We start from the raw sequence: 13,130 nt of genomic DNA on the forward strand, positions 1-13,130 counted from the left end.
TGACACAGATTTCGCGGATTCTGGTGACGATTGATAACAGCCGTCAGCTAGCCGAGAACATAGTCGCATAGTACCTGCCGGCAGATAGTGATTCAGCGAGTCATTACTCGTAAAAGCGAATCGTTCAAAAAGTAAGTCGTCACCAAAATTCGCGGAATCCGTGTCAGCCGCTCAATCCGCAATTCAGCCACCATTCACCAGCGCGGCTACGGCTTCTTCCAGCTCCTGCTGGCGCTGGCGGCGCTCCACTTCCACGGGGGCCGCCGCCCGCACCTCGCAGTTGGGGATGGTGCACCGCTCGCAGGTTTCGTTTACCTCTTTCTGGATGATGGCTGGGTCGTCGAGAAAGCGGATTTTCTGGCGCAGGTTGTCGTCGCAGAGCAGGCCCACAGTCACGCTCACGGCCGGCTCGATGGAGGAGCCTGCTCTGGCCACGGTTAGGCACAGGTACTCGTCGCCGTTGGGGTAGCAGGAGCGCTGGGCCCCCAGCGTAAACTTGGGGCCGAGGCCGGTGGGCTGCTGCCGCAGCTCGGCAATCAGGCGCAGGGAAATCCAGCGGCGGCAGTAATGCTCGTGCAGTTCGTTGCCGTGGGGGTTGTGCAGGCGCGAGAGGTGCAGCTCCTTGGTCAGCTTGTAGCCCGCCGAGGCATTGGCCTGGTCGAAACGCAGAAAAAACAGGCTTTGCAGCCCGAAATGGCGCGCCAGCAGGTTGGTGATGCGCTGCATAAACATTTCCGGCGACACGTCATACTTCGTGAGCAGGTTCAGCAACAGGGCCGGCTCCCACTTCTTGCTGGCAAAGAAGCGTTGCAGGTCGCGCACCAGCGTTTCTTCCTCCATCAGCAAAGCCCCGGCGAAGTAGGAAGCCCGGAAGTTGTTCAGCACTTCCTCGAAGGAGCGCACCGGAAACGAGGCATTCACGTAGGGCCGCTCCCGCAGCCGCAGGTAGTTGAACGCCACTTCGCGCCCCAGCACAAAGCCCTCTTGCGCCCCGGTCAGGCCCTGGCGCAGCAGCAAGCGGCGGATTTTGGGCTGGAATACCGAGCGTAGCCGGCCCAGGTGCGCATACTGGTCCAGGGCGGCCCGGTCGATGGTGTAGCCGTACTGCTCGGCCAGCACCCGCTCCAGCTGGGCCCGGTCGAAAGGCGCGGCGGCTTGCAGCTTGTGCTCTACCACAAACGTGCGCACGTCCTGCTCCAGCTCCTCGAAGTAGTTGTCGTGCATCTCTTGGAAGGAGCGTAGGGCGGCCAGAAAGAAGTGCTCCTGCCGCATTTCGTAGTTGCGCGCAATTTCAAAGAGCGTGCTGATGAAGGCGTTCATCTTAGCCGGCGCATCGGCAATCAGCTCCACAATGCGCAGCGGGTCCAGCCCGAACATCTCCAGCGGAAACTCCTTGAGCAAATCCGACTGTAGCAACTCCGAAATCGGCTCCAGGCGGCGGCTGAGCGTCAGGGAGGTCAGCTGGTCGTAGCTCACGCCCAACACCTTGCTCAGGCTCAGAATCTTATCGGCCTTGGGATACTTTTTGCCCTTCTCGATTTCATTCAGGTACGACACCGACACGTCGCAGGCGCGGGCCAGCTCGGCCGGCGTAAAGCCCCGTTCTTGCCGCAGCTCGCGCAGCTTCAGCCCAAAAATCAATCGGACAACCTGACCGTGACTCAGCATGTGTTCAGAAGTGAGATGAGCGGAAGGTACTACAGAAAGAAGATGAGGAAGTGACAAGTGGCAAAGCACAACGGCACCCGCCGCAAAGCTTCTCCAACGTTCGTTTCACCTCGTCACTTCCTCATCTCCTGGCTTCGGCCTTAAAACCGCACAAATCTACGCATGTAGGAACACCGATAAAAACCAGCAAGATGCGCTTGACAACTGAAATTCGCTTTTCCTATGCGTACTGGCTTTCACTTCCTCACTACCAGCCCGTTTGAGCTAGCCGCCTACCGCGGCCGGAGCATAGCCGGCCAGCGCCATCTATGATTCTGACTCGCCCCTACAGTCGGAATGATAAGTTGAGTCTGTGTAAGAAGCCATCCAACCTACACTGGAGCAGGACGAGCTTCTTAACCAGACAGCTTTATTACCAAACTAAAAAGACGCCCAGCGGGCGTCTTTTTAGCACTGATAAAACTTATAATTACGCAAACGGCGCGGCTATCTGCTGGAAGTCCAGGCCGTGCCGCTCGGCGGTTTCGCGCAGCAGCGTGTGTTGCCAGGGGCGCAAGGTTTGGTCGGCGCCTTGCTCAATGATGTCGGCCATGAGGCGGTTGCTGAGCACCAGATTAGCCATGATGGGGCTGTGGTCTTCGGCCAGATGGTTTTTCAGGGTCATCAACAGAGTCTCGCGGGCGTCGGCCAGGGCGGCTTTGGCGCCGGTGAGGCGTCGCCGGAACGGAAAGCGCCGCTGCTCCTGCGGCAGGGGCGGCTCGGGTTCCCGCTCGTCCTGCGACAAGCCCACCAGCCGCTCGGCAAAGGGGCTGCGCTTAAACTCCGGGTGCAGGCCGGGGGCGTTGCGCAGGTGGCCCGCGCTGGTCACGGGCAGGCGGGTCAGCTCGGCCAGCCGGTCGTTGCTGGCCACCATATACGTAGGCCGGTCGATGTGGCGAGCCACCTCGTCGCGCAGCAGAAACAGGTCGCGGAACAGGGGCAGCTCGCTGGGCTGGATGCGGTATTTGCCGGCCAGGCGCAGGTAGGGCCGTTCGTCGCGGCTGTAGCGCACATCTTCCAGGGCCTGGTTTTCCTGGTCGGCCCAGGCGGTGCGGCCCAACGCGGCCAGCTTGGCGCTGAGCCGGTCGGTTAGCTCAAACAGGTAGAGCACGTCGTTGGCGGCGTAGTGCATCTGGGCCTCCGTCAGCGGGCGTTTCAGCCAGTTCGACTTCTGCTCACCCTTATCTACTTCCAGCCCCAGTTCCTGCTGAATCAGCCGGCCCAGCGAGATATTATTGTCCGCCTCGGCCAGCAGCGTGTACTGCACGCTGGTATCGGTGATGCGGCGCACGTGCACGCCGTACAGCTCATCGAGCAGCAGAATGTCGGACTTGCAGCTGTGAAACACCTTTTCCACGGCCGGGTCGCGCAGCACGGCCCACAGCGGCTCCAGCTCCTGCGCGGGGTTGAGCAGCGGCAATGGGTCAATCAGGTACACGGTGTTGCCGTCGAACAGCTGAATAAGCGCCAGGTTGCGCCCGTAGCGGTGGCGCATGTCGTCAAACTCCAGGTCGATGGCTACCCGAGGCTGGGCGTGCAGGCTGGCAGCTGCTTGCGCAATGGCAGCAGGCTCGGTGAGGTACTGAATGGCAGACATTAAAAACGCATAAGACGCCGCAGACGCAGCGCAAGTCTACTGTAAAGGTAGAGAGCTTGGCCAGCAAACCCAATCCGGCCCCTTTAGCAACAGAAAAATGCCATTTTTTGTAAGATTTAGTTAGCTTGCTCTCCATTGGGTTGCAATAGTTGCAACAAGTGGTGGAGAGTCTGCTTGTGCAGGCCATCTAAAAGCTGCTACTTCGCACCCCTTTACCTATTGTGCCGGAACGTCGGACCGGCTTTTTTCACTCAGTTCGGCCTTAAGGAGGGCCAGGTTCTATGAAACAAAATTTCCTCATTCCACTGGCGTGTGGAGTGGCGTTTGCCTCGACGGCAGCAGCCCAAACGCGCACAGTAAGCGGCCGGGTGGCAGATGCCAGCGGCTCCGGGCTGCCTGGGGTGACCGTGCTGGAGCGCGGCACCACCAATGGCACCAGCACCTCTGCCGATGGCAGCTTCACCTTGTCCGTGCAGCCCGGCGCCACGCTTGTCATTAGCTCCATTGGCTTTACCACGCAGAACGTTGCCGTCGGCGACCGTACCTCCGTAAATGTTACGCTGGTCAGCAGTGCCACCGAACTCGGCGAAGCCGTCGTAGTGGGTTACGGTACGCAAAGCAGGACCGAGCTAACAGGAGCTGTTACGCAAGTAGGCAGCCGTGACGTAGAAAATGTCCCTGTTGTAAGCTTCGAGCAAGCTATTCAGGGCCGCACACCGGGCGTTCAGATCAACCAAGGCTCGGGTAAGCTGGGCTCTGGGGTACAGATTCGGGTGCGCGGGGCTTCCTCGATATCGGGCTCCAATCAGCCCTTGTATGTAATCGACAACATTCCAGTGACGTCGCAGGACGTGGGGGCCGCCAATGATGAGACGCTCAACCCACTGGCCGACCTCAATCCAAATGATATTGAGTCGATTACTATCCTGAAAGATGCCGCCGCGGCTGCTATCTACGGTTCGCGCGCCTCCAACGGGGTTATCTTGGTAACAACCAAAAGAGGCCGTCAGGGTCAGACCCGCGTAAACGTGGGCTTTTACGCCGGCCAGAGCGAAGCCACGCGCCTGCGCAAGTTCCTGAACCGCGACCAGTATAAGGAGTTCTTCAGCGAAGCCATTCAAAACTCGCTCAATAATCCGAACAGCTTCCTAGTGGATGTACTGGGCTATGACCCTTCTACGCCGGTGGAAGAGGTATTTCTGAATGAAGGCGGCATCGATTTCAACTCCACTTCGGACACACCGTGGTCGGAGCTGGCCTTCCGCAAGGGCAACGTGTACCAGTACGACGCCAACGTGACCGGTGGTGATGCCAAGACCCGCTTTTTCCTGAGCGGTACCTACAACGACCAAACCGGTATCATCGTTGGCAACCGCTACCGCCGGGGTTCGTTGCGGGCCAACATCGACCACAGCATCAGCGAGAAGCTTAAGGTGGGCTTGAACCTGTCGATTTCGCGTTCTGTAAACGACCGGGTGCCTGACGACAACGCCTTTTCTAATCCGGTGCAGCTAAATGCTCTGCCCCCATTGCAGCCCAAGGATGACCCTACGGACCCTACTGGCCTGAACCGCCAGACGCTGTATTATAACGCCCTGGTTGATGTAACTAACGCCTCTAACCGGGCCGGCACCTACCGCTCGTTTAGCAACTTGTCGCTGCAATATCAAGTGTTGCCTGGCCTGATTTTCCGTTCGGAAGTGGGGGCCGACTACCTGAACCTGAACGAGAACATCTACCGGGGCCGCTACACCCAAGATGGGGCGCCCACGGGCTACGGTTTCTCCAACCAGGTGCAGTCTATCAACTACACCACCAACCAGACGCTGAACTGGGCCAAAAACATTGGCGAAGACCACTCACTGGAAGCATTAGTAGGTTTCTCGTTCCAGCGCTTCAACCAGCAGAACACTTCAGCGGAAGGCCGCGGCTTCCCCAACGACCAGTTCCGCCGCATAGCCTCGGCAGCCCGCATTATTTCCGGCAACTCCTCGCAGACCGACTACTCCTTCCTCTCGTACCTGTCGCGCGTGAACTACACCTTCCGAGGCCGTTACCTGGCGTCGGTGAGTGCCCGCGTCGACGCCTCGTCACGCTTCGCCCCCGACCGGAAATATGGCTTGTTCCCGGCTGGCTCACTGGGTTGGGTGATTACAGAAGAAGATTTCTTGCGTGACAACTCTATTGTAAGCCTACTAAAGCTGCGGGCCAGCTATGGCATCACGGGCAATGCTGAAATTGGCAACTTCGTGTTTTCGCGTTTGTTCGGCGCCCAGCCCTATGCTGATCAGGCCGGTATCGTGCCAACTACCATTGGTAACCAGCGGCTGTCGTGGGAAACTACCAATCAAGCCAACATCGGGTTTGAGTTTGGCTTCCTAAATGGCCGCATTGGGGGTGAGGTGGACGTATATGATAAGACCACTGGCGTTATAAAATCAGGAGGCGCGCTGCTGGCTCTGCAACTGCCGTATACCGGCGGTTACCCCACAGTAATCAAAAACCTTGGTACTATTCGCAACCGGGGCTTAGAGGTAAGCCTGAACACGCGCAATATCGACCAGGAGTTTAAGTGGGCTACCAACTTTAACATCTCCTTTAACCGCAATAAAGTAATTGACCTGGATGGCCAGGAAATTATTGCCGGTGGCCGCAACGTGGGGCGCGTGCGGGAAGGCCAACCCATTGGAGTGTTCTGGAGCAAGGAGTTTGCCGGCGCTAACCCCGAAAATGGTGATGCCATGTACGTGCTGAACACTACTAATCCGGATGGCACCATCAACCGGGGGCTAACGAGTAACTATAGCGAAGCGCAGTTTGTGAAAATTGGTGACCCTAACCCCAAGTTCCAGGGCGGCTTTACTAATACCTTCTCATACAAAGGCCTTGAGCTGAGCATCCTAAACCAGTTTACCTACGGCAACGACCTCTACAACATTGCCGGGGTATTCCAGGAAACCAGCGGCGACTACTTCGACAACCACACCGTGCGGGAGTTGCAGCGGTGGCGCCAGCCCGGCGACCAAACCCGAGTACCGCAGGCTCGCTTATACGAAGGGAACGGCACCCAGCCGTCGTCGCGTTACATGGAAGATGGTTCTTTCTTGCGCTTCAAGAACGTGACGTTGGGTTACACTCTGCCCAAAGCTATTTCGGACAAGGCCAAAGTGGCATCGGCGCGCATCTACATTACCGGTCAGAACCTGATTACCATTACCAATTACACGGGTTACGACCCCGAGGTAAACACTACCACGTTCGGGCAGGCCAACGTGCTGCTGGGCCACGACTTCTACACGCCGCCGTTGGCGCGTACGTGGCTGATAGGGATCAACCTGGGCCTTTAACCGTTAATCATCTTCATCATGAAACACATATTTTCTTTCCGTGGCCTAACCGCTACGGCGCTGATTCTGACGCTTGGCTTGGGGACAGGTTGTGAGGACCAAATTAATCTCCGGCCCCAGCAGTCGGTTGATGCTGAGGTAGCGTTGAATACTCCTGAGGGAGTAGAGTCGGCGGTAATTGGTGCTTACGCCAAAATGGGCCAGGCCCAGTTGTACGGCACCAACTTCCTGCTGCTGCCTGAACTCCTGGCTGCTAACAACTACGTGCAATGGCAGGGCACTTTCCAGAGCTACCGGGAAGTATTCAGCCGCACCATTCCGACGGTTAACACAGAAGCGGAGCGCACCTTCAACCAGTCCTACCAGACCATTAACCTCACCAACCTGATTCTGGATGCAGCGCCGGTGGTGCAGAGTGAGGACTTGCGTAACCAACTGACCGGGGAGGCACGAACCATTCGGGCAATGGTATACTTTGAGTTGGTACGCCTGTACGCTCCGCAGTATGTAGCCAGCACAGCCGCTTCTACTCCGGGGGTGGTGCTGAACCTGAATGCCAACAAAACGGAAGAGCAAGCCGCGCAGCGTCTGTCCCGTGCCTCCGTAGCGGATGTATACGCCCAGATTATTACGGACCTGCAAGCTGCTATTCAGAGCTTGCCCACTACCAACGCTAGCAGTAGCACCCGCCTCGACCGGTATGATGCACAGGCTTTTCTTTCGCGCGTGTATCTGCAGCAGGGGCGCTACGCGGAGGCACTGGCTCAAGCTAATGCTGCCATTCAAGGCAGTGGCGCCGTGCTGAACCCCTCAGTATTGTCGGCCTTCACCAACCGCAACACCCGCGAGTCGCTATTTGAGATTCAGCAAAACGACCAGAACAATGCCGGTGCGGTAAATGACGGATTATCAACGTTTTACGCTAGCCTGCAAGGCACTGGCCGCGGTGACGTGCGCGTTCTGCCAGCGTTTGCCAACTTATATGAGCCGGGCGACCAACGGGGAGTTGGCACGGTTATCGGCTCGACGCTGATCTATCCCAGTGACCCGCGCGGCAACCGCCCAGGCCCGGCCACTAGCCGTAACCTACGGAATTATAAGTTCAATAACCCCGGTCAGAACATTCCCCTTATTCGTCTGGCCGAGTTATACCTGACCCGAGCGGAATGCAACCTGCGCCTAGGCTCAACCGTTGGCGAATCGCCCCTGAACGATGTAAACCGCATTCGTCGGCGTGCAGGTGCTTCAGTGCTGATTACTGTTACCCTAGACAACGTGCTGCGTGAGCGTGAGTTGGAACTGGCCTTTGAGGGTTTTCGCCTGCATGATTACCGCCGTACCCAGCGTAATCTTAGCGCCACGTTTACCTGGGACAGTCCTCGTCTGGTACTCCCCATTCCACAGCGCGAAATTAACCTCGCCAACTCGCTGCCGCAGAATACGGGTTATTAAAGTTGCATTGATATAACCTATCAACAAAAGGCCGCTCCGGATTCCGGAGCGGCCTTTTACTTTGTCTAGAATGTTGATGCACTTATAATCGGAAGGCATATTGAGTAGGTTCCTGACTTTTCAGAGAAGAACCGGAGAATGAGGTTGAACGCCCGGACGACTACTTGCTGGCGAAGGAGTGCTTGATATCCTACTCTGGTTCAGTACCCGCCAGCCTTAATATAAAAAATAATTCAAAAATTTCTTCCTTATATCTAATAATTAGTTAACTTTAAATGGTCCTAGTATTCATTGATTAAATCTAGTTTTATGCGTAAACATTTCACCCTCCACGCCGCCACGGCGCTTTTAGCAGCTAGCAGCCTATTAAGTTGCAGCAAAGAACACACTCCCTTACCTCAAGCTGCTGTGCCAGTGGCAGGGCCGAACAAGCAGGACATTGCCGCTAACTATCCATTCGATTGGGAAACGGCCACTAAGATGCCGGTGTCAGCAGCAAGCCCAGTTGATGTGTTTATGCCTTGGAGTAGCCAAGGTGGCGCGTCAGTCGACCCAGGCATTCTTGACGATTATAAAAGGATCGATGGGTGGGAGCTTGTCTACAATAGTTTTAGCCCAGACAACTTCCCTAGTGCTGGGTATAGGGGCACTATACCCACTGCGTCACAACAGCCTGCTGGCGGGCTATATTTTGCGTTGTATAACAGATTCCGAGGCATACTGCGCTACTACATGTATGTTCCAACTGGACACTTCGGTAGCAGTACCCAGCTTTCTCATGGTCTGCGCACTTTCACTAGTGGGGGTACAACTAAGATGCTTAATTTTGAAGGCCGGGATATCGTAAATGTTGACAATAATATAGAGGGATTTACGGCAACGAGCAAAGATGGAGTATCACAAGGTGGTGGGTGGTATGCTATGCAATATCAGTTAGCCTATGATCCTGCTTTTGCAGGGACTACTTTCCCTAATCCTGGTTTTGAATGGTATGTGAATTCATTAAGTGTAACTCAAATAGAAACCTATGGTACCGAAATAGGTACTATGAAGGGTACTGCAGTTACGCCGCAACCTAAATTTAATTGGGCAAGTACGATATTAAATGCTGGCTTTGCAGCCGTTGAGGTATTATCTGGTGTAGGAGCGTTTGGTACTTTTTTCAAAGAAGGTGTTGGTCTAGCTCTTTCTAATGGATCAAAAGGAAGCACTAAAAGCTTCCTCAGTGGTATGTTCGGAAAAACATCAGGTGGCAGCCAGACAATAGATCTGGCTATTAATTCAAAAATTGAAACTAAAGGTACTGCTACTACAAGTCAGGAATATAAATCTAACACATTCGTCTTCCCAGGACAAAATTCTGGTTCTGGTATTGCACCTCTGATATCTTATCCATTGGGATTGTTCAATTTGTCAACAGTGCCTGTCGTTACAGCGCGACGTAGAGTTACAATGGCTCCTGGTAAAGGAGGAGATAATGAGGTGAATGTTACTTATGTTTTGGATGAAGCAGCAGTGCGCAACGCACTCCAATTTAATCCAGCAGTTATTAATTCAAATTCCACAGGCGCTACCATTAATACTCTCCGCGTTGAATTTGTGGTACTTAATCCTCATTCAGAATGGCGCAATACTGGTGTACCGGAAACTATAGGTACCATCCCTGCTACTGCAGGTAACCCATTAGGTTTTACTTATCTTGGTCTGGCTCTTCCAACTGGCCCTTCTGGTACACCTGTGGTGCGTGTATCTTTCTATGTCCAGCCCAATAATGGAGCGCCCCAAACATTGGTGGTAAAAACTTTCGCTGTGAATGTTCGGCGGATATAATAACCTACTGCTACTACTTAGGGATAGCAGGTCCTGAAGATAACAAGAGGCGCCCATGCGTGGGCGCCTCTTGTTGTAACGAAGCCCCAAATATCTACTCGTCTTCGTCGCTTAAGTGGCTGAAGTCCAACTGAGGAGCTAGGCGGAGGGCTTCGCGGATAACGTCGTCCATAAGGAGCTGGGAGTCGGCGTCGAGGGTGCGCTCAAACAGGTGCAGAAGCTGTTCGCCTTCGTCGTTTACGTAGAGGTCGGCGTAAAGGCGCTCGAAGGCGGCAGCGTCTTTCTGGATCGTGGCGTCGATGGCGGCTACGGATGGCGCTTTCAGGGCCCGGTGCAGCACCTGGAGCACGTGGCGGGCTTCTTCCAGGTCGCCGAGGTCGGCCAGCAGCTTCATCAAGGCCAGGGCCACGCCGAGCCGCACCCGCTCAAAGCGGTAGGCAATATCGGCCGGGTCAGCCTGCTCGAAGGCCCGGTAGGCAGCCAGGGTGGTAGGGTGGAGGTAGCGGCTGGCGTCGGCGGGCTGCGCGAAGGCGGTTTGCAGCAGCCGCTGGTAGGGAGAAACAAGCATGAGTGGCAGACAAAGCGCCGGCCCGGATGCGGGCCAGCCACAAGAATGAAGCGCAAAACGCAACCCCACGCCGCAAAGGTACGATTGTGTGTACGCGCGTCGTTGACAAAACGTCCGCTTCCCGGTTGTTTCTCGTAGCTTCTTCTCACACCTTACCTGTTTTCTCCATGACGCACAAAAAGAAATGGCTGCTCCTGGCTCCCGCCGGACTGGTTACCGTAGGCGCTGGCACGTGCCTGATTCAATGGGCCGCCGAAAAAATGCGCACCGATGCTCCCACCAGTGAGTGGGTAGCTGCCGGAACCGTGGCACTGGTTGTGTTCAATGCCGGCTTGAGCTTATTTGGGCGCGGCGTAGCGGAAAGCGTGTTGTACCAGCTGAAAGAGAAACCCCAGGAAATCGACTACAACAACGTTCCTCGCCTGTAAGGCTACGTGGGCCTCGCCCCCGGCCCCGCGCCTGCTCCATGCGGTGTATTACGTGAAGAGAGGAAGCCGGACGGTAGACGTGCAGCGCCACTCTTTCGGCTCCCGCCTCAAAAGCTGCTGCTGTTCTGAGCAGAAAGCGCTGCTACAAAGCTGTAGCGGCGCTTTCTGCTATAATAGTTGTAATGAACACTGAGCCGGTGAGCCGCCTCGACGGCCTTACTGCCCCAGTATTCGCACTTTCAGCTGCGAGGGGTATTGGGAGGAATGGTAGACGCGGTGGGTGGCGGCTTGGAAGTCTTTTTCGTCGGCCTCGAAGATGTTGGGCACGAAGGTTTGGGGGTTACGGTCGACGAGCGGGAACCAAGTGCTCTGGACCTGCACCATCAGCCGGTGGCCTTTGCGGAAGGTATGGCACAGGTCGGGCACCGAAAAGGGCACGGCTGTAACCTGGCCCGGCACAAAGGGCTCGGGCTTCTCAAAGCTGTTGCGAAAACGGCCGCGCATCACTTCGGAGCGCACCATTTGCTGGTAGCCGCCCAGCTTTACACTCGGGTTCAGGCGCAGATTGTCGGGGGTGTCGTCGGGGTATACGTCGATGACTTTCACCACCCAGTCGGCGTCGGTGCCGGTGGTGGCCACGTGGAGCAGGGCCTCGATGGGGCCAGCCAGGGTAAGGTCTTCGGCCAGCGGCTCGGTTTGGTACACCAGCACGTCGGGGCGGCGGCTGGCGAAGCGCTGGTCGTCGGTCATGTATTCCTTGGTCATGCCCGTGGTGGTGGCTTCGGTGTAGGGCACGGGCTTGGCCGGGTCGCTCAGATACTGGTCAAACTCGCCGCTCGGGGCGGCGGCCGGCTGGTCCCAACTCAGCCCACCGGCCGGCTGCAAGTACAGCGTGCGGGGCACCGACTCCGCTGGCGGCCAGGCCGTAAAGGTGCGCCAGCGGTTGGTGCCGCTCTCGAAAATGGTTGCCTCGGGTGCGGGGGTGGCGGCGGGTTTGCCTTCTTTCAAATGAGTCCGGAAGAAGGGCGCCTCGATTTCCTGTTGGTAGTAGAGCGAAGGCGAAGTGCCATACTCCACGTTGCCTACCAGCTCGCCGGTGCCGCGGGCCCAGCCGCCGTGCACCCAGGGCCCCATCACCAGGCTGTTGCGCAGGCCGGGGTTCTGCTGCTCGATGCTTTCGTAGATTTTCAGGGCCCCAAACAGGTCCTCGGCGTCGTTGAAGCCGCCCACGGTGAGTACGGCGGTGTTTTTGTGCAGGCTTTTGAGGCGGGGCCGCAGGTTGCGGGCTTGCCAGAACTCGTCGTAGTTGGGGTGGGCCACCAGGTCTTTCCAGAACGCCACCTGCCCCTGGTAGTAGCGGGCATCGGCGTTTTTGAGCGGCCCCATCTTCAGGAAGAAGTCGTAGCCGTCGGGGGTGCCGTGCTTGAAGGCGGGGTAGCCGGTGGGCGTGGGCTTGGGCCGGGGCAGGCCGAAGGAGGCGTAGAAGTTGAACGCGTGGGGCAGGAAAAACGCGCCGTTGTGGTGAAAATCGTCCCAGAACCAGTCGGCAATGGGTGCCTGGGGCGAGGCGGCCCTGAGGGCAGGGTGGCGGCTGAGCAGGCCCGTAGCCGTGTAGAAGCCGGGGTAGCTGATGCCCCACTGGCCCACGCGCCCGTTGTGGCGGGGCCCGTTCTTCAGCAGCCACTCAATCGTGTCGAAGGTGTCGGTACCTTCGTCGGTGTCGGTTTTGCGGCGTTGCCGCTCATCCAAGGCCGGGCGCACGTCCACAAACTCACCCTCCGACATGTAGCGGCCCCGCACGTCCTGGTAGGCAAAGATGTAGCCTTCGCGCATCATGGTGCTGCTGGGGCCCAGGGTGTACTTGTACTTACCCGGCCCATAGGGCCCCACCGAGTAGGGGGTGCGGTTCAGCAGAATGGGGTAGCGCACTTTGTCGGCATCGTAGGGGGCATATACCACGGTGTACAGCTTCACGCCGTCGCGCATGGGTATCTGGTACTCTGTTTTGGTGTAGTGCTGCCGGATGTAGAGCGTGTCTTCCAGAAGCTGGGTCCGAAGTGCTTGGTCGGCCGCCGAGGGTAGGGGATACGTAACCGGCTGTTGCTGAGCTACTGCCGCACTGCTGGCAGCCAACGCCAGCGCCAGGGCTAGTCGAAGAGGAAAAACATGCATAGGAAAGGAAGAGTACAGTTCGGAATGCG

At 57.0% G+C, this 13,130-nt stretch carries 8 protein-coding genes; 4 read left to right on the top strand and 4 right to left on the bottom strand.

Annotated elements, in window-relative coordinates; all coding sequences use genetic code 11:
• Positions 1-183 precede the first annotated feature (183 nt).
• Positions 184-1,668 carry a helix-turn-helix domain-containing protein gene (locus tag OIS53_RS00245; protein WP_264680380.1) on the bottom strand — a complete coding sequence of 495 codons (1,485 nt, stop codon included), beginning with the start codon at positions 1,666-1,668 and terminating at the stop codon, positions 184-186.
• 469 nt (positions 1,669-2,137) lie between these two features.
• Positions 2,138-3,304, bottom strand: a complete 1,167-nt coding sequence (locus OIS53_RS00250; RefSeq protein WP_264680381.1) for a ribonuclease D — start codon at positions 3,302-3,304, stop codon at positions 2,138-2,140.
• A gap of 281 nt (positions 3,305-3,585) precedes the next feature.
• Here OIS53_RS00250 and OIS53_RS00255 point away from each other — a divergent pair, with 281 nt between their 5' ends.
• The 3 genes from OIS53_RS00255 to OIS53_RS00265 all read left to right on the top strand — a co-directional run bounded on the left by OIS53_RS00255 (position 3,586) and on the right by OIS53_RS00265 (position 9,933).
• Positions 3,586-6,651, top strand: a complete 3,066-nt coding sequence (locus tag OIS53_RS00255) for a SusC/RagA family TonB-linked outer membrane protein (protein WP_264680382.1) — start codon at positions 3,586-3,588, stop codon at positions 6,649-6,651.
• 18 nt (positions 6,652-6,669) lie between these two features.
• Positions 6,670-8,103 (top strand): RagB/SusD family nutrient uptake outer membrane protein, encoded by a 1,434-nt coding sequence (locus tag OIS53_RS00260; protein ID WP_264680383.1) that lies wholly within the window; start codon positions 6,670-6,672, stop codon positions 8,101-8,103.
• A gap of 309 nt (positions 8,104-8,412) precedes the next feature.
• Positions 8,413-9,933: a hypothetical protein gene (locus OIS53_RS00265; RefSeq protein ID WP_264680384.1), complete on the top strand. Its 1,521-nt coding sequence runs from the start codon at positions 8,413-8,415 to the stop codon at positions 9,931-9,933.
• Between the two features lie 94 nt (positions 9,934-10,027).
• On the opposite strand, the gene OIS53_RS00270 is transcribed toward OIS53_RS00265, so the two are convergent.
• The gene (locus OIS53_RS00270) at positions 10,028-10,501 is read right to left on the bottom strand and encodes a hypothetical protein (protein ID WP_264680385.1); all 474 of its coding nucleotides are present in this window, start codon (positions 10,499-10,501) and stop codon (positions 10,028-10,030) included.
• A 167-nt stretch (positions 10,502-10,668) separates the two neighbouring features.
• On the opposite strand from OIS53_RS00270, the gene OIS53_RS00275 reads away from it, so the two are divergent.
• Positions 10,669-10,929, top strand: coding sequence for a hypothetical protein (locus OIS53_RS00275; protein ID WP_264680386.1), 261 nt, complete (start codon positions 10,669-10,671; stop codon positions 10,927-10,929).
• Positions 10,930-11,145: 216 nt separating this feature from the next.
• Here the strand turns inward: OIS53_RS00275 and OIS53_RS00280 are convergent, their stop codons facing one another.
• The gene (locus tag OIS53_RS00280) at positions 11,146-13,101 is read right to left on the bottom strand and encodes a CocE/NonD family hydrolase (RefSeq protein WP_264680387.1); all 1,956 of its coding nucleotides are present in this window, start codon (positions 13,099-13,101) and stop codon (positions 11,146-11,148) included.
• Positions 13,102-13,130: the final 29 nt, after the last annotated feature.

Source organism: Hymenobacter sp. YIM 151500-1 (genome assembly GCF_025979885.1).
Lineage (GTDB): Bacteria > Bacteroidota > Bacteroidia > Cytophagales > Hymenobacteraceae > Hymenobacter.

Excerpts from the sequence above, each read along its gene's own strand:
- OIS53_RS00245 (WP_264680380.1), bottom strand. The coding sequence starts at position 1,668 with ATGCTGAGTCACGGTCAGGTTGTCCGATTGATTTTTGGGCTGAAGCTG.
- OIS53_RS00270 (WP_264680385.1), bottom strand. The coding sequence starts at position 10,501 with ATGCTTGTTTCTCCCTACCAGCGGCTGCTGCAAACCGCCTTCGCGCAG.
- OIS53_RS00255 (WP_264680382.1), top strand. The coding sequence starts at position 3,586 with ATGAAACAAAATTTCCTCATTCCACTGGCGTGTGGAGTGGCGTTTGCC.
- OIS53_RS00280 (WP_264680387.1), bottom strand. The coding sequence starts at position 13,101 with ATGCATGTTTTTCCTCTTCGACTAGCCCTGGCGCTGGCGTTGGCTGCC.
- OIS53_RS00265 (WP_264680384.1), top strand. The coding sequence starts at position 8,413 with ATGCGTAAACATTTCACCCTCCACGCCGCCACGGCGCTTTTAGCAGCT.
- OIS53_RS00275 (WP_264680386.1), top strand. The coding sequence starts at position 10,669 with ATGACGCACAAAAAGAAATGGCTGCTCCTGGCTCCCGCCGGACTGGTT.
- OIS53_RS00250 (WP_264680381.1), bottom strand. The coding sequence starts at position 3,304 with ATGTCTGCCATTCAGTACCTCACCGAGCCTGCTGCCATTGCGCAAGCA.
- OIS53_RS00260 (WP_264680383.1), top strand. The coding sequence starts at position 6,670 with ATGAAACACATATTTTCTTTCCGTGGCCTAACCGCTACGGCGCTGATT.